At 68.9% G+C, this 17,070-nt stretch carries 11 protein-coding genes; 8 read left to right on the forward strand and 3 right to left on the reverse strand.

The window, feature by feature from the left end; genetic code table 11:
* Positions 1–158 precede the first annotated feature (158 nt).
* From L810_RS28020 to pdeR, 4 genes are all read left to right on the forward strand, one after another.
* A complete protein-coding gene (locus tag L810_RS28020) occupies positions 159–932 on the forward strand; it encodes a putative hydro-lyase (RefSeq protein WP_021161673.1) in 774 nt (257 codons plus the stop codon).
* A 90-nt stretch (positions 933–1,022) separates the two neighbouring features.
* Positions 1,023–2,321, forward strand: coding sequence for an MFS transporter (locus tag L810_RS28025; protein ID WP_021161674.1), 1,299 nt, complete (start codon positions 1,023–1,025; stop codon positions 2,319–2,321).
* A gap of 121 nt (positions 2,322–2,442) precedes the next feature.
* Positions 2,443–6,096 (forward strand): hydantoinase B/oxoprolinase family protein, encoded by a 3,654-nt coding sequence (locus L810_RS28030; protein ID WP_042976499.1) that lies wholly within the window; start codon positions 2,443–2,445, stop codon positions 6,094–6,096.
* Positions 6,097–6,697: 601 nt separating this feature from the next.
* A complete protein-coding gene (gene pdeR / locus L810_RS28035) occupies positions 6,698–8,701 on the forward strand; it encodes a cyclic di-GMP phosphodiesterase (RefSeq protein ID WP_021161676.1) in 2,004 nt (667 codons plus the stop codon).
* A 45-nt stretch (positions 8,702–8,746) separates the two neighbouring features.
* On the opposite strand, the gene L810_RS28040 is transcribed toward pdeR, so the two are convergent.
* Complete coding sequence (locus L810_RS28040) at positions 8,747–9,610, reverse strand: crotonase/enoyl-CoA hydratase family protein (RefSeq protein WP_021161677.1); 864 nt, start codon at positions 9,608–9,610, stop codon at positions 8,747–8,749.
* A 503-nt stretch (positions 9,611–10,113) separates the two neighbouring features.
* On the opposite strand from L810_RS28040, the gene L810_RS28045 reads away from it, so the two are divergent.
* A complete protein-coding gene (locus L810_RS28045) occupies positions 10,114–12,084 on the forward strand; it encodes an APC family permease (RefSeq protein WP_042976491.1) in 1,971 nt (656 codons plus the stop codon).
* Positions 12,085–12,154: 70 nt separating this feature from the next.
* On the opposite strand, the gene L810_RS48530 is transcribed toward L810_RS28045, so the two are convergent.
* Positions 12,155–12,313 carry a hypothetical protein gene (locus tag L810_RS48530; RefSeq protein WP_021161679.1) on the reverse strand — a complete coding sequence of 53 codons (159 nt, stop codon included), beginning with the start codon at positions 12,311–12,313 and terminating at the stop codon, positions 12,155–12,157.
* 198 nt (positions 12,314–12,511) lie between these two features.
* On the opposite strand from L810_RS48530, the gene L810_RS28050 reads away from it, so the two are divergent.
* Positions 12,512–14,416: a DUF3857 domain-containing transglutaminase family protein gene (locus L810_RS28050; protein WP_155836391.1), complete on the forward strand. Its 1,905-nt coding sequence runs from the start codon at positions 12,512–12,514 to the stop codon at positions 14,414–14,416.
* A gap of 63 nt (positions 14,417–14,479) precedes the next feature.
* Positions 14,480–14,647, forward strand: coding sequence for a hypothetical protein (locus L810_RS48535; protein ID WP_021161681.1), 168 nt, complete (start codon positions 14,480–14,482; stop codon positions 14,645–14,647).
* Between the two features lie 91 nt (positions 14,648–14,738).
* Here the strand turns inward: L810_RS48535 and L810_RS28055 are convergent, their stop codons facing one another.
* Positions 14,739–15,788, reverse strand: coding sequence for an AraC family transcriptional regulator (locus L810_RS28055; protein ID WP_021161682.1), 1,050 nt, complete (start codon positions 15,786–15,788; stop codon positions 14,739–14,741).
* 70 nt (positions 15,789–15,858) lie between these two features.
* Here L810_RS28055 and L810_RS28060 point away from each other — a divergent pair, with 70 nt between their 5' ends.
* Positions 15,859–17,061, forward strand: a complete 1,203-nt coding sequence (locus L810_RS28060) for an MFS transporter (protein ID WP_021161683.1) — start codon at positions 15,859–15,861, stop codon at positions 17,059–17,061.
* Positions 17,062–17,070: the final 9 nt, after the last annotated feature.

Consider the following 17,070-nt stretch of genomic DNA (forward strand, 5'->3'; position numbering starts at 1 on the left):
GAACGGAGCCGGGGAAAACCCGAAGATCTGTTAAGAAATTCTATACACGAAGCGCAAAAAAACTCGTTGGCGACAAAATTTTTTCTTTTCTATTCTTCGCCGTATCCGATGACACGGCACCGTCATCCCGACGACACACCGACAAGCGACAGAACCTCATGACGCCTTCCGAATTCCGCCAGTCCGTGCGCCGCGGCGCATTCCGCGGCCCGACCGCGGGCCATTGCGGTCCGTACGCGCAAGCGAACCTCGCGATCCTGCCCGATGCGTACGCGCACGATTTCCTGCGCTTCTGTCAGGCGAACCCGAAAGCCTGCCCGCTGCTGGGCGTCGGCGAACCGGGCGCGTTCCGGGTCGACGCGCTCGGCGAGGATCTCGACATCCGCACCGACGTGCCGAGCTACAACGTCTACCGCGACGGCCGCCTGACCGAGCGCGTCGAATCGCTGGAAGCGCTGTGGCGCGACGATTTCGTCGTGTTCGCGATCGGCTGCTCGTTCTCGTTCGAGGACATGCTGGCCCGCGAAGGGATCGGCCTGCGCCACGTCGAGGAGGGGCGCAACGTGCCGATGTACCGCACGTCGATCCCGAACCGCCGGGCGGGGATCTTCGGTGGCCAGCTCGTCGTGTCGATGCGGCCGATGCGCGGCGCCGACGCGATCCGCGCGGTGCAGGTCACGAGCCGGTTTCCGGGCGTGCACGGCGCGCCGATCCATCTCGGCGATCCGCGCGAACTGGGCATCGCCGACCTGAACGCGCCCGAATTCGGCGACGCGGTGACGATCCGCGACGGCGAGCTGCCGGTGTTCTGGGCGTGCGGTGTGACGCCGCAAACCGCGCTGATGGACGCGAAGCTGCCGATCGCGATCGCGCACACGCCCGGCCACATGCTGATGACCGACATCACGAACGCGTCGCTGGCCGTATTCTGATCCGGGGCGACGACGGCCCGCACGACATACCGCACCACATAACGCACGCACGACCGCCGTTTGACGGCGCATCACGACAGGAGCATCACCATGGAAAGCAAGACCCTCGCGGCGAGCGCCGCGGAGCCCGCGAGCCCCGAGCGCAACGGCCTGTTCTCGTGGTACGGCGACGCGCAGCCGCGCGAGCGTCGCGCGTTCTGGAGCTGCAAGGTCGGCTACATGCTCGACGGGATGGACACGCAGATGCTGTCGTTCGTGATCCCGACGCTCGTCGCGACCTGGGGCATCTCGTTCGCGGATGCGGGCTTCATCGGCACGGTCACGCTGCTCGCGTCGGCGGCCGGCGGCTGGATCGCCGGCATCCTGTCCGACCGGATCGGCCGCGTGCGCACACTGCAGCTCACGGTGCTGTGGTTCGCCGTGTTCACCGCGTTGTGCGGGCTCGCGCAGAACTACCATCAGCTGCTCGCCGCGCGCGCGCTGATGGGTTTCGGCTTCGGCGGCGAATGGACGGCCGGCGCCGTGCTGATCGGCGAAGTGATCCGCGCGCGCGACCGCGGCAAGGCGGTCGGCCTCGTGCAGTCGGGCTGGGCGATCGGCTGGGGGCTGTGCGCGCTGCTGTATGCGCTGCTGTTCTCGGTGCTGCCCGCCGAGCAGGCGTGGCGCGCGCTGTTCCTCGTCGGGCTCGCACCGGCGCTGCTGGTCGTCGCGATCCGCCGCTACGTGAAGGAGCCGGACGTCTACGAGAAGGAGAAGGCCGCGCAGGCGAAAGTGGCCGACGCGCCGCGCCTCACCGAGATCTTCGCGCCGAAGCTGATCACGACGACGCTGCGCGCGGCGCTGCTGACGACCGGCGCGCAGGGCGGCTACTATGCGATCACGACGTGGCTGCCGACCTTCCTGAAGACCGAGCGCCACCTCACGGTGATGGGCACCGGCGGTTATCTGGCGATGATCATCTTCGGCTCGTGGGTAGGCTACCTGACGAGCGCGTACCTGACCGACCGCCTCGGCCGCAAGCCGAACTTCATCCTGTTCGCGCTCGGCTCGATGGTGATCGCGTTCGCGTACACGTCGCTGAACCTGACCAACGCGTCGATGCTGTGGCTCGGTTTCCCGCTCGGTTTCTTCGCATCGGGCATCTTCTCGGGGATGGGCGCATTCCTCACCGAACTGTTCCCGACCCGCGTGCGCGGCTCCGGCCAGGGCTTCTGCTACAACGTGGGCCGCGCGATCGGTGCGCTGTTCCCGTTCCTGATCGGCGCGCTTTCGAAGCAATACGGGCTCGGCATGAGCATCGGCATCTTCGCGGTCGCCGCATACGGCGTGGTGATCGTCGCCGCGCTGACGCTGCCCGAGACACGCGGCCGCGAACTCGACGCCGCCTGAACCGGCGGGGCGGTCCGCCCCGCGTTGTCCTCCCCCTTTCATCGCCCCCGTGACATGGCGCGCCGCGCGCGCCGTGCGGCGGCGCTCGTCCCTCGATTTCACGACGCATCGACCCGACATCATGACTGACCGACACAACATCCCCGTTTCTTCCGACGCCGCGCGCTGGCAATTCTGGATCGACCGCGGCGGCACGTTCACCGACATCGTCGCGCGCCGGCCCGACGGCACGCTCGTCACGCACAAGCTGCTGTCGGAGAACCCCGAGCAGTATCGCGACGCGGCCGTGGCCGGGATTCGCCACCTGCTGGGCCTCGCGGCCGGCGAGCCGATCACGCCCGAGCGCGTCGACATGGTGAAGATGGGCACGACGGTCGCGACCAACGCGCTGCTCGAACGCAAGGGCGAACGCACCGCGCTCGCGACGACGCGCGGTTTTCGCGACGTGCTGCGCATCGCGTACCAGAACCGGCCGCGCCTGTTCGATCTCGACATCGTGCTGCCCGACGCGCTGTACGAAACCGTCGTCGAGATCGACGAGCGCATCGGCGCGCACGGCGACGTCGTCGTGCCGCTCGACGCGGAGCAGGCCGAAGCGTCGCTGCGCCGCGTGTACGACTCGGGCGTGCGCGCGCTCGCGATCGTGCTGATCCACGGCTATCGCTACACCGCGCACGAGCGGATGGTGGCGGAACTGGCGCGCCGCATCGGCTTCACGCAGGTATCGGTGTCGCACGAGGTGTCGCCGCTGATGAAGATGGTGTCGCGCGGCGACACGACCGTCGTCGACGCGTACCTGTCGCCGATCCTGCGTCGTTATGTCGAGCAGGTCGCGCACGAGATGCCGGGCGTGAACCTGCAGTTCATGCAGAGCAGCGGCGGCCTCACGCGTGCCGACGCGTTCCAGGGCAAGGACGCGATCCTGTCGGGCCCGGCCGGCGGCATCGTCGGGATGGTGCGCGCCGCGCAGGCGGCCGGCTTCGAGCGCGTGATCGGCTTCGACATGGGCGGCACGTCGACGGACGTGTCGCACTACCACGGCGAGTTCGAGCGCGTGTTCGAGACGCAGGTGGCCGGCGTGCGGATGCGCGCGCCGATGATGAGCATCCACACGGTGGCCGCCGGCGGCGGCTCGGTGCTCGGCTTCGACGGCGCGCGGCTGCGCGTCGGGCCCGAGTCGGCCGGCGCGAACCCGGGGCCGGCCGCGTACCGGCGCGGCGGCCCGCTGACGGTGACCGACTGCAACGTGATGCTCGGCAAGATCCAGCCCGATCATTTCCCGCGCGTGTTCGGCCCGCATGCGGACGAACCGCTCGACCGCGACGGCGTGGTCGCGAAGTTCGCCGCGCTCGCCGACGAGATCCACGCGGCGACCGGGCGGCGCGAGACGCCCGAGGCGCTCGCCGAAGGTTTCCTGGAAATCGCGATCGGCAGCATGGCGAACGCGATCAAGAAGATCTCGGTGCAGCGCGGCCACGACGTGTCGCGCTACGTGCTGACGACGTTCGGCGGCGCGGGCGGCCAGCATGCGTGCGGCGTGGCCGACGCGCTCGGGATGACGCAGGTGTTCGCGCACCCGCTCGCGGGCGTGCTGTCCGCATACGGGATGGGCCTCGCCGACCAGACCGCGATACGCGAGCGTGCGGTCGAGGCGGTGTTGTCCGACGCGTCGCTGCCGGCGCTGAACGCGGCGCTCGACCGGCTGGCCGACGAGGCCGTCGGCGCGTTGCTCGAACAGGGCGTGCCGCAGGCGCGGATCGCGATCGAGCGCCGCGTGCACCTGCGCTACCAGGGCACCGATTCGACGCTCGACGTGCCGGCCGGCAGCGTCGCCGCGATGCAGCAGGCGTTCGAGGCCGCGTACCGGCAGCGCTACGCGTTCCTGATGCCCGGCACGCCGCTGGTGGCCGAACTCGCGTCGGTCGAGGCGATCGGCCGCTCCGACGCGCCGGTGGAGATCGCCCCGCTCGCGCCGCGCGGCGACGGCAGCGACGGCGGCGCTGACGCGCTGCGCGCGCATTCCGCGGTGCGCTTTTATTCCGGCGGCCAATGGCACGACGCGGCGCTCTACGTGCGCGACACGCTGATGGCCGGCGACGCGATCGACGGCCCGGCGATCGTCGCGGAACAGAACGGCACGACCGTCGTCGAGCCCGGCTGGCGCGCGCAGATGACCGCGCAGGGCAACCTCGTGCTGACACGCACGACGCCGCTGCCGACGCGCCGCTCGCTCGGCACCGACGCCGACCCGGTGCGGCTCGAGATCTTCAACAACCTGTTCATGTCGATCGCCGAGCAGATGGGGCTGCGGCTGCAGAACACCGCGTACTCGGTGAACATCAAGGAGCGGCTCGACTTCTCGTGCGCGATCTTCGACGGCGACGGCAACCTGATCGCGAACGCGCCGCACATGCCGGTGCACCTGGGCTCGATGGGCGAGAGCATCCGCACGGTGATCGAGCGCAACCGCGGCCGCATGCGCGACGGCGACGTGTTCATGCTGAACGATCCGTATCACGGCGGCACGCACCTGCCGGACGTGACCGTCATCACGCCGGTGTTCGCGGACGGTTCGGACGCGCCGCTGTTCTACGTCGGCTCGCGCGGCCACCACGCGGACATCGGCGGCACGACACCGGGCTCGATGCCGCCCGATTCGACGCATATCGACGAGGAAGGCGTGCTGATCGACAACTGGCAGCTCGTGTCGGCCGGCACGCTGCGCGATGCGGAAACCCGCGCGCTGCTCGCGTCGGGCCGTTACCCGGCGCGCAACGTCGAGCAGAACATGGCCGACCTGCGCGCGCAGGTCGCCGCGAACCAGAAGGGCGTCGACGAGCTGCGCCGGATGGTCGCGCAGTTCGGCCGCGACGTCGTGCTCGCGTTCATGGGGCACGTGCAGGACAACGCGGAAGACGCGGTGCGGCGCGTGATCGGCGCGCTGCAGGACGGCGCGTACCGCTACCCGCTCGACAACGGCGCGGAGATTCGCGTCGCGATCCGCGTCGACCGGGCCGCGCGGCGCGCGGAAATCGACTTCACGGGCACGTCCGCGCAGCTCGACAACAACTTCAACGCGCCGAAGGCCGTGTGCATGGCCGCCGTTCTGTATGTGTTCCGGACGCTGGTCGGCGACGACATCCCGCTGAATGCCGGCTGCCTGAAGCCGCTCACGGTGATCGTGCCGGCCCGCTCGATGCTGAATCCCGAGTATCCGGCGGCGGTCGTATCGGGCAACGTCGAGACGTCGTCGGCCATCACCAACGCGCTGTACGGCGCGCTCGGCTGCGTTGCGTCGAGCCAGGGAACGATGAATAACTTCACATTCGGCAACGATCGCTACCAGTACTACGAGACGATTGCGGGCGGCAGCGGTGCCGGCGACGGCTTCGCGGGCGTCGGCGCGGTGCAGACGCACATGACGAACTCGCGGCTCACCGATCCGGAGGTGCTGGAATGGCGCTACCCGGTGCGGCTCGATTCGCACCGGATCCGCGCCGGGTCGGGCGGCGGCGGCCGCTGGCGCGGCGGCGACGGCGCGGTGCGGCGGATCCGCTTCCTCGAGCCGATGACCGCGTCGATCCTGTCGAACAACCGGATCCACGCGCCGTTCGGCGCGGCGGGCGGCGAGGCCGGCGCCCTCGGCCGCAACTCGATCGAGCGCGCGGACGGCACGATCGAGCCGCTCGAGCATATCGGCCGTGCGCAGATGGCGCCGGGCGACGTGTTCGTCGTCGAAACCCCGGGCGGCGGCGGATACGGCGCGGCGGGCTGAGCCGGGCGACCGGCGCGGGCGACCGGCGTGGGCGACCGGCGTGGGCGACCGGCGTGGGCGACCCGCGCCGGCACGCGGATAACATTGCAACGGACTGTGGAATAAAGCCGTGCATTAATGCCCGAACGGAATCAAAAAATACGGAAAACCGGGTCGCAGGAACGCGATCCGACCCTGTCGCCACGAGCCCGCCGCAGCGTTGCCCCCGTACTCCGGAATCGGCCGCAAACGCCCGCCCGGCGGGGCGTTCAGCCTGTCGCGCCAGGCGCGTTGCGCACCGCCGCACCCGCGTTCAGACGGGCTGCCAATCATGAAAAATCCGGCTTGCCAATCGAGTCCCAATTCCTTGACACTCTGCTCTAAATGTGAGTGCCATTCTCGATCGTCATTTGATAAGATGGCTCTCATCATTCGTTAGGCACAACCTGCGCGCATCACGCGCGAACGCCGGGTCGCATTAGCTGGAAACAAGTACGGGACGAGGCCCATCATCACGGCAACCACGGTTGCCTTTCCGGGAGCGCGCTGCGCGCCCCGGAAGGGCGGTCGGCCGACTCGCCTCCGTCTACACTGTGCGTTTTTTCTGGATCGGGGCGTCTCCATGGATGACGAAAACGATAGCGCGGTGCTCGAGGCGCACGTCGGTACGCGCAGCCCCTGCTGGCGTCTCGGCAGCGACAGCAATGCACTCGAACTGGCGGCCGTCCGCGGCCTGACCAACGTCGCCGTCGCGCTGACGGCCGAACAGGCCGCGAGCATCCGCGCGCTGACCGGCGTCACGTCGCACCTCGTGCTCGACATCGCGCTGTTCGGCGAACCGGTCAGGCTCCATCTCGTCGGCCGGAAGGTCGACACGACCAACTGGGCCGGCACGGCCTCCGCCTATTCCGATGCCGAGTCCGTCGCGGTCGATCTCGCGCACGGGCTCGCGTTCGCCGAGCAGGTCGTGTCGGAGGTGAACTTGCTCGTCGTGATCCTCGACCGCAACGGGATGGTGCAGCGCTTCAACCGCCTGTGCGAGGAAGTGACGGGCAAGCGCGAGGTCGACGTGATCGGCCGCAGTGCGTTCGAGCTGTTCATGAGCCCGGAGCAGGGCGCGCAGTCGCGCAGCAACATCACCGGCTTTTTCGCGAGCAACCACTCGTTCGCGGTCGAGCGCTACATCAATACGGTCAACGGGCCGCGCCTGTTCCAGTTCCGCAACAAGTTCGTCCAGAGCGGCAGCGGGGTCGACGAGCAGTTCCTGATCTGCTCGGGCATCGACATCACCGAGGAGCGCAGCGCGCAGCAGCGGCTCACCGAACTCGCGAACACCGACGTGCTCACCGGGCTGCCGAACCGCCATGCGATCAGCGAGCGCATCCACGCGGCGATCGCCGCCGAAACCGCCGCGACGCGCGGGCAGGTCGGCATCCTGTTCCTCGATCTCGACAACTTCAAGCGCGTCAACGATCACTACGGGCACATCACCGGCGACCGGCTGCTGCAGGACGTGTCGGCGATCATCAGCGGCTGCCTGCCGTCCGGCGCGACGCTCGCGCGGCTCGGCGGCGACGAATTCCTCGTGCTGTTCGAGCACGGCACGCGGCCGCTGCTCGAAGCGACCGCGCAGATCATCCTCGAGCGGCTGCGCACGCCGATCCATCTCGGGCTGATGGAGGTCTACACGAGCTGCTCGATCGGCATCGCGATGCATCCGCAGCACGGCGACTCGCTCGAGACGCTGATCCGCAGCGCGGATACCGCGATGTACGTCGCGAAGGAAGAGGGCAAGCATACGTACCGCGTGTTCTCGCTGGAGATGAACCAGAAGGTCGCGAAGTACATGTGGCTCGACACGAACCTGCGCAAGGCGCTCGAAGAAGAGCAGTTCGTGCTGCACTACCAGCCGGTCGTCGATATCGCGACCGGCGACGTGCATGGCGTCGAGGCGCTGATCCGCTGGCAGTCGCCCGATCGCGGGCTCGTCGCGCCGATCGAGTTCATCCGCTTCGCGGAGGAGTCGGGCCTGATCGCGCCGCTCGGGCGCTGGGTGATGCGCACCGCGGCCGCGCAGGCCGCCGCGTGGAAGGCGAAGGGGCTCGGTATCCGGATCGCGGTGAACGTGTCCGCGCGGCAGTTGCAGGACATGAACATCGTGCACCAGATGGCGTCGATCCTCGACGCCGCGGGCCTGAAGCCCGGCCTGCTCGACATCGAGCTGACCGAGAGCTGCTTCATCGAGGACGAGGAGGCGGCCAACGGGCTGATGCGCCAGTTCCGCCAGCTCGGCGCGGAGATCCATCTCGACGATTTCGGCACCGGTTATTCGTCGCTGTCGCAGTTGTCGCGCCTGCCGCTCGACGCGATCAAGCTTGACCGCACCTTCATCACGGCCATCGACCGCAATCCGCGCTCGCAGGCGCTGGTGCGCTCGGTCGTGTCGCTCGCGAAGGCGCTGAATTTCGCGGTGATCGCCGAAGGTGTCGAAACGCATGCGGAAGCCGAGTTCCTCAAGCAGCTCGACGTCGATCACGCGCAGGGCTACTACTACGCGCGCCCGATGCCGGCACAGGCGTTCGAGGCGTGGCTCGCGGAAACGAGAAAGCTCAGGCTGATCGCCTGAGCGCCGTTCATGAAAGGGCGCCGCCCGCAGGCGGCGCCCGTCGCACTACACCGTGCGCAGCTTCGACACGCGCCGGTTCTGCAGCATCACGAGGCGTTCCATGTACGCGAGATCCTTCGGCTCGATCGTGAACGCCGCATGCACCCATGCTTCCGTGATGTCCATCAGCTCGGAGCGCGACAGCTGGAACACCCGCTCACGCGCGCGCAGCATCGCGCGCACGCCGTTCAGCTTCGGCTTCGTCACGTCGATGAAGGTACGCGTCGCGAGATACGCGTCACCCGCGTCGAACGTCTGGTCGATCAGGCCGCGATCCTCATACCACTCGGATGCGTGCGCTTCGCCGGTCGCGATCAGTTGCTCCGCGAGGCCCCGATCGGCCTTGCGCGCGACCAGTGAATAGCCGCCCATGCCCGGGAACAGGTTGAACGCGATCTCGGGGAACCCGAGCTTCACGCCCTTCTGCGCGAGCACGTAGTGATGCGCGAGCGCGGCCTCGAAGCCGCCGCCGAGCGCGCTGCCCTCTACCATCGCGATCGAGATCGCCCCGGTGCCGAAGCCCGTGTAGATCTCGTACACGCCGTCGATGCACGAGCGCGCGTAGGCCATCAGCAGGTCGCGCTTGCCGCTGCGGATCGCATCGACGAAGAAGCTCAGGTCGCCGCCGACGTTGAACAGCTCGGGGACGAGCGAGCCCGTCACCCAGAAGTCGAACGGCAGGCCCGAGTCGCGTGCGACGCGTGCGAGATGGATGATGTCGGTAACGAGTTGCTGGTTGAAGCACGGCCGCGGCTCCGATCGCAGCATCATCCACATGACATTACGTCCTTCTTCGTAAAAGGCAGTCAGTTGCGTGAGTTCGCCGGCTTCATAAAACGGGCGGCACGCGGGATGGGATTGGAGTTGCATGGTATGTCCTCGAGAGATGTGGTTTTTGAAGACCGTCGCGCCCGGTGCCGAGCGGGAGACGGGTTCCCGCAGGGCGCCGGGCGCGAGGCATCGCCATTGTTGCGCGCGCACAAAAGTCGAATTGCGGGGAACAACGCACGAACGGGGCGCAGGTGCCGGTCGCGCCGGGGCGTGGGGGGAAGGCGGCGGCGAGCGGGGTGGGCCGGTATCGGGCGGTACGACGTGTGGGGCCGGCGGGTGCGGGAAGGCGGCCGGCAAGATCACCGTGAAGGTCGCCACGAAGATCACCGCGAAGGTCGCCGGGGCAGGTTCGTCGTGTTGCGCGAGTGCGTGCGGGCGGACGATCCGGCGCGTGGCTGCCGGCGTCGTTCGTTTACACGCTGAAAGCGGTGCCGGGCCGCCGGGCGGCCCCTATGGAAGATGCGGACTGGCGCCGCGCCCGTGCGTCGATTAGTTTTGAAGGATCACGCAGCGCGTGGCGCCGGACGTTCCGGGAGGGGACCATGACCGCATTCCAGAAAGTGTGGCAATTGCTCGTCGGCAAGCCGCTCGACCCCCTCGATCCGCGCACGCGGCATGCGATCGCCGTGACGCCGCTGCTGGCCTGGGTCGGGCTCGGCGCCGACGGTCTGTCGTCGTCGTGCTACGGCCCGGAGGAGGCGTTCCTCGCGCTCGGCCAGCACCACGCGCTCGCGCTGTTTCTCGCGCTGGCGACGGCGGCGACCGTGTTCATCATCGCGCTCGGCTACAACCAGGTGATCGAGCTGTTCCCGACGGGCGGCGGCGGCTACCGCGTCGCGACGGCGCTGCTCGGGTCGAAGCCCGGGCTCGTGTCGGGCGCGGCGTTGCTGGTCGATTACGTGCTGACCGTCGCGACGTCGCTCGCGAGCGGCGTCGACGCATTCTTCAGCCTGCTGCCGGTCAGCGCGCAAGCCTTCAAGCTCACCACCGAGATCGTGCTGATCCTGATGATGACGGGGCTCAATTTCCGCGGGATGCGCGAATCGATCATGGTGCTGCTGCCGATCTTCATCGGCTTCGTGATCCTGCACTTCGGGCTGATCGTGTACGGCGTCGCCGTGCACGGCAGCAGCCTCGCGATGGTTGTGCCCGACGCCGTGCACGAAGCGCACGGCATGTCGCAGTCGCTCGGCCTGTTCGTGCTGCTCGCGCTGCTGATGCGCGCGTTCTCGCTCGGCGGCGGTACCTATACGGGCCTCGAGGCCGTGTCGAACAACGTGAACATGCTTGCCGATCCGCGCGTGCCGAACGGCAAGGTGACGATGTGGTACATGTCGACGTCGCTCGCGTTCACGGCCGGCGGCATCATCCTGCTGTACATGCTGTGGCACGCGAAGCCCGTCGACGGCGAGACGCTCAACGCGGTCGTGTTCGGCAGCGTGATCGACCACCTCGGGCTCGGCTCGGCGTTCGCGCGCCACGCGCTGCTCGCGGCCGTGCTCGCGTTCGAGGCCGGGCTGCTGCTGGTCGGCGCGCAGACGGGCTTCCTCGACGGCCCGGCCGTGCTGTCGAACATGGCGTCGGATTCATGGGTGCCCCGCCATTTCCGCGACCTGTCGGGGCGCCTCGTGCGGCAGAACGGCATCATCGTCGTCGGGCTGTCGAGCCTGCTGATCCTCTTGTGGACGCACGGCAACGTCGACGTGCTCGTCGTGCTGTACAGCATCAACGTGTTCCTCACGTTCAGCCTGTCGCTGCTCGGGCTGTGCACGTACTGGTGGCGTCATCGCAGCGAGCCGGGCTGGCTCAAGCACTTCTTCCTGTCGGCGCTCGGGCTGAGCGTGACGGCGACCGTGCTCGGCATCACGCTGATCGAGAAGTTCACGGCGGGCGGCTGGCTCACGGTGCTCGTGACGAGCGCGGTGATCGCGCTGTGCTTCATGATCAACCGCCACTACGCGTATACGCGCGCGCAACTCGCCAAGGAAGACGAACTGTTCTCGGGCAAGGCGCCCGAAGTCGACGAGGCGACCGCGCCGGGCAAGCCCGACCCGACGCAGCCGACCGCCGTGCTGCTGGTCGGCAAGCATCGCGGTGCGAGCATGCACGCGCTGCTGTGGGTCAACCGGCTGTTTCCCGGGCACTTCCGCAACGTGATCTTCCTCGCGGTGGGCGAAGTCGACGCGAAGGCGTACGACGGTCACGAACATCTCGAACGGCTGCGTCACTCGATCACCGAAGCGCTCGACTACTATGTCGCGCACTGCCGTCGCAGCGGCATCGCGGCCGACTACCGGATCGCGTTCGGCACGAACCCCGTCGTCGAATTCATGAACCTCGCGTCGTCGACGCTCGACGAGTACCCAAATGCCGTGTGCTTCGCGAGCAAGCTGATTTTCCGGCGCGTGAATTTCCTGACGGCCTGGCTGCACAACCAGACGCCGGTCGAGTTGCAGGCGCGCTTGCACGTCGAGGGCAAGCAGATGGTGCTGCTGCCGATGAACGTCGGTTAGCGAGCGGGCGCGGCCGCGTTGCACGCCCGTGTGGACGCGGCACGCTTCGCCGGCGACCGGGCAGCGGCCGTCAGGGCCGGTGATGCCGATGCGGACGGTTCGGCCGCCGCAGCAGCGGATGATGGAATCTGGCTCTCGCGCGGTCGCGCCCCGGGCGCTTGAAGAAGAACAGCGCGGCGAGTGCGGCGAATGCCAGCAGGACGACGCCTTCCACGATTGCGCTTTCCATGGTGCCTCCCGGCCGCGCGCGATGACACATCGATGACTCATTGTAGGTCGGCCTGCGCCGGCTTGACGCGTGCGGATGCGTCGCCCACACTGGCCGGCACGAGGGCCGCGCGCGTGACCTTGCCCGCCGCGCGGCCGCGTTTTCCGAACCGCGACGAGGTGCGATGTGGTGCGCTTTTCTGTCGGCCTGGCCGGCTGGATGTTGGCATGTGCTGTTGCGCTCGGCGCATCGCATGCGGCCGGTGCGGGCCCGGGCGCGAGCGTGGCCGCCGACGCGCCGCACGACGCGGCCGGCACAGCCGACGCGGCCGGCACGGCGCCCGTCACGCTCGTCAGCGACGTCCACGAATTCGTGATCCAGCGCGACGGTTCGCTCGACGAGCACGACGATTCGACGCTGCGCGCGAACGACGCGAACGGCATCGACGCCGTCGCGCAGCGCTACGTGTGGTTCGACAAGAATCTCGAGAAGGTGGAGCTGCTCGCGGCCGAGACGATCGACCGCGACGGTGTCGCGCATCCGGTCGGCGTGGACGGCATCCGCGACGTGCAGGAACCGCGTTCGGCCGGCGCGCCGACGTTCCAGGACGGGCTGTTGCGCACCGTCGTGTTTCCCGGCGTCGAAGCCGGGTCGAGCACGCGCGTGGCGTTCCGCAAGACCCGCACGAAGCCCGTCAACCGCGGCTACTTCGGCTACACCGTGGAGCCGTCGCGCGAGCCGGTCGACAACCAGCGGCTGATCTTCGACGTGCCGGCCGACATGCCGCTGTACGCGGATGCGCGCGGCTACGTCGCGCTGCCGCCGGTCACCGCGAACGGCCGTACGCGCTACGAGTTCGACTACCGGCACGGCCCGTACGACCGCATCGAGAACGGCGCGGTCGGCTACGCGACCTACGGCGACCGGCTCGTCGTGTCGACGCTGCCCGACTATGCGGCGTTCGCCGCGCGCTACCGCAACGCGGCCGTCGATCCGGGCACGGACGACCCGGCCGTGACGCAACTGGCGCGCAAGCTGACCGCGGGCGCTGCCGATCCGCGCGACAAGGCGCGCATCCTGTACGACTGGGTGCAGGCGAACGTGCGCTACGTCGGGCTGTTTCTCGGCGAAACGGCTGCCGCGCCGCATCGCGTCACCGACATCCTGCGCAACCGCTACGGCGACTGCAAGGATCATGTCGCGCTGTTCGGCGCGCTGCTCGCGGCGGTCGGCATCCGCAGCGAACCGGTGCTGATCAATCTCGGGTCCGTCTACACGCTGCCGTCGGTGCCCGGTTACGGCGGCGGGGCGATCAATCATGCGATCACGTGGCTGCCCGACCTCGCCCGTTATGCGGATACGACGACGGCCGGCATCGCGTTCGGCTATCTGCCGCCCATCGTGATGGATCGCCCCGCGCTGCTCGTCGATACGGGCGTGCTGTCACGCACGCCGGCCACGCAGCCGCGCGGCCGCGTCGCGCGGGTTCAAATCGATGCGGCCGGGCCGGGTGCCGCGCAGTTTCACGCGTACATCGAGGATGACGGCTGGACGGCCGAACTCGAACGCAACCTGTTTCGCCGCGCGACACCCGACACCATCGTCCAGCTCGCGAACAACCGTCTGCGGCAAAGCGGCTTGCGCGGCCGCGCGCAACTGTCGACCAGCGACCGGCGCGTGACCGACGGGCCGTTCGACGTGACGCTTTCCGGCACGCTCGATCATTTCGTATGGCCCGACGGCACGACCGCGTTGCCCGCGCTGTCGAGCCTGACGGGTGGCATCGGGACGCAGGTCGAGAGCTGGCTGGCTGAACCCGTGCGCACGCAGCCGTGGGGCTGTATCGGCGGCACGTTCGACGAGACCGGCCAGATCGCGCTGCCGGCCGACGTCGCGGTGACCGACCTGCCGGCCGATACGGCCGTGCACGACCGCTTCGTCGACTTCACGTCGCATTACGTATTCGACTCGGCCGCGCATGTCGTGCAGGTCTCGCGGCGGATGACGGCGGATTTCGGCCGCCAGGTGTGTACGCCGGACGAATTCACGGCGTTGCGCGCGTCGCTCGAACGCATCGAGCGCGACACGCAGGCGCAGATCGTCGTGCGGGCGAAAGGGCGCTGAACGTTGAACGGACAGGGGACGTGAGCGCGTGGAGACCATCGGTCGACGCGCAGGAGGGACATCATGACGGAACGGGATCACGAGATCGCCGATCTCTCGAAGGAATTGCTGGGCCGGATCGTGCAAGGCACCGTTGCCGGCGGCGCGGTGGTGGATGCGGAACAGTGCGCGGCGCTTGCCGTGCAGTGCGCGACGGCGCTGGTCGACAGGCTGGAAGCGCGCAGCGGCTGAGCGCGGCAATCACGCGTGGCGGCGATTCGGGCGACGGCCGGCGGCCGCGGCCGGCATCACGCGCGATACATGGCGCGTGGCACGTCGCGCGTTACGCTTCGACGCGCGCCTCGCCGTCCGCGCGCACGGCGCCCGGCGGCTTGCCCACCACGCGCTTGAACGCGCGGCTGAACGCGGCGAGCGAGCCATAGCCGAGCCGGTACGCGACGGCCTCGATCGTCTCGTGGTCGCGCGTGATCCATTGCGCGGCGAGCCGCATCCGCAGCTCGGTCAGGTAGCGCACGGGCGTCATCCCGGTGGCCGCGAGAAAGCGTTCGGCGAACACCGAACGTGACACGCCCGCTTCGGTGGCGAGTTCCGCCACGCTCCAGTTGCGGCCCGGATCGCGATGCAGCGCGACGATCGCGCGGCCGAGCTTCGGTTCGCGCAGCGCCTGCACCCAGCCCGTCGCGTCGCCGCAGCCGCATTCGACCCAGCCGCGCACGATGAACGCCGCGACCACGTCCGCGAGCCGCGCGAGGATGCCGGCGAAGCCCGCGCGCGCCGAGCAGGATTCGCGCTCCATCGCATCGAGCATCGGGCGGATTTCCGGGTAGCGCGCGAGCAGCGTGCCGACGTGCATGAACTCGGGCATCGTGCCGACGAGCGGCTGCATGCCGCCGAGGTCGAGCTCCATGCATGCGCTGAAGATCAGCGCGTCGCCGGCACCCGGCTCGGTCGTCGCGCAGCTTGCCGGCGACGCGCCCGCCGATGCCACCGACGCGACCGTATCGCAGATCTTCGCGACCTCGAAGCCGTTGATCTCGCGGCACGGCGCATCGGGGTCGGAGACCAGCGCGTGCATGCCGCCGTGCGGCAGCAGGATCGCGTCGCCGGCTTCGAGCCGCATCGTCTCGCCGTTCGCGTCGCGCAGCAGCACGGGCCCGCGCCCGACGAAATGGAACTGCGCGCGGCCCGGCGCATCGCCGAAACTCAGCCCGAACGGCCGCGCCACCTGGATGCGGCGGTACTGGACGCCGCTCAGGCGCATCCCCAGCAGCAGTTCGCTGACGAGGTCGTGTACGTCGGACGTGGACGAAGACAGGGGCTCGGACATGGCGAGATTCGGACGATCGATCAACAAGAGCGGATTGTATGTCATAGACCGTCCTGCCGTGGTTCCTTACGATACGCCGTCATCGGTATTTTCCCTAAACGACACGGAACGACGCATGAATCCCGGAATTTCCTCTGTCGCCGCGACGGCGGCCCCCCGCGAACCGGCCTGGGGCGCGGTATTTGCGATGGCGCTCGGCGTGTTCGGGCTCGTCACGGCCGAATTCCTGCCCGCGAGCCTGCTGACGCCGATGGCCGAGAGCCTCGGCGTGACCGAAGGCGTCGCCGGGCAGGCCGTCACGGCCACCGCGACGGTGGCGCTCGTCACGAGCCTCCTGATCTCCGCGGTGACGCGTACGATCGACCGGCGGCGCGTGCTGCTCGCGTTTTCGGTGTTGCTCGTCGCGTCGAATCTCGCGGTCGCGTTCGCGACCAGCCTGACGATGCTGCTGATCGGCCGCGTCGTGCTCGGCGTCGCGCTGGGCGGCTTCTGGACGATGGCGACGGCCACCACGATGCGGCTCGTGCCGACGGCGATGGTGCCGCGTGCGCTGTCGATCATCTTCAGCGGCGTGGCGGTCGCGACGATCGCGTCCGCCCCGATGGGCAGCTACTTCGGTCACCTGATCGGCTGGCGCAACGTGTTCCTGATCGCGGGCGCGCTCGGCGGCATCGCGTTCGTGTCGCAGCTCGTCACGCTGCCGTCGCTGCCGCCGAGCGGCACGACGCGGCTGCGGACGCTGATCGACGTGCTGCGCCGGCCGACCGTCGGCCTCGGGATGTTCGCGACGATCCTCGTGTTCACCGGACACTTCGCGTTCTTCACGTATCTGCGGCCGTTCCTCGAACAGGTCGCGGGCGTCGGCGTGAACGGCCTGTCGGCGATCCTGCTCGGCTACGGTATCGCCAACTTCGTCGGTACGTCGCTCGCGGGCCGCGTGCTCGAACACCGGCTGCGGCCGATGCTGATCGCGATGCCCGCGCTGATGGTCGTGCTCGCCGTCGCGCTCGTCGCGCTCGGCCGCGCACCGATGATCGATGCGGTGCTCGTCGCGTTGTGGGGGATGGCCTTCGGCGGCGTGCCGGTCGCGTGGTCGACCTGGGTCACGCGTACCGTGCCCGATGAAGCCGAAAGCGCGGGCGGGCTGATCGTCGCGGCGATCCAGCTCGCCATCGCGACGGGGGCGGCGGCCGGCGGCGTCGTGTTCGACGCGAACGGCGCGGCTGGCGTGTTCGTGGGCGCGGCCGTCGTGCTGGCCGTCGCGGTCGCGGCGATCGTGACGGGCGTGCCGAAGCGGGTCGGCGTCGCCGCGTCCTGACCGGCCGGC

It is taken from the genome of Burkholderia sp. AU4i, assembly GCF_000466765.1.
Taxonomy (GTDB): domain Bacteria; phylum Pseudomonadota; class Gammaproteobacteria; order Burkholderiales; family Burkholderiaceae; genus Burkholderia; species Burkholderia cepacia.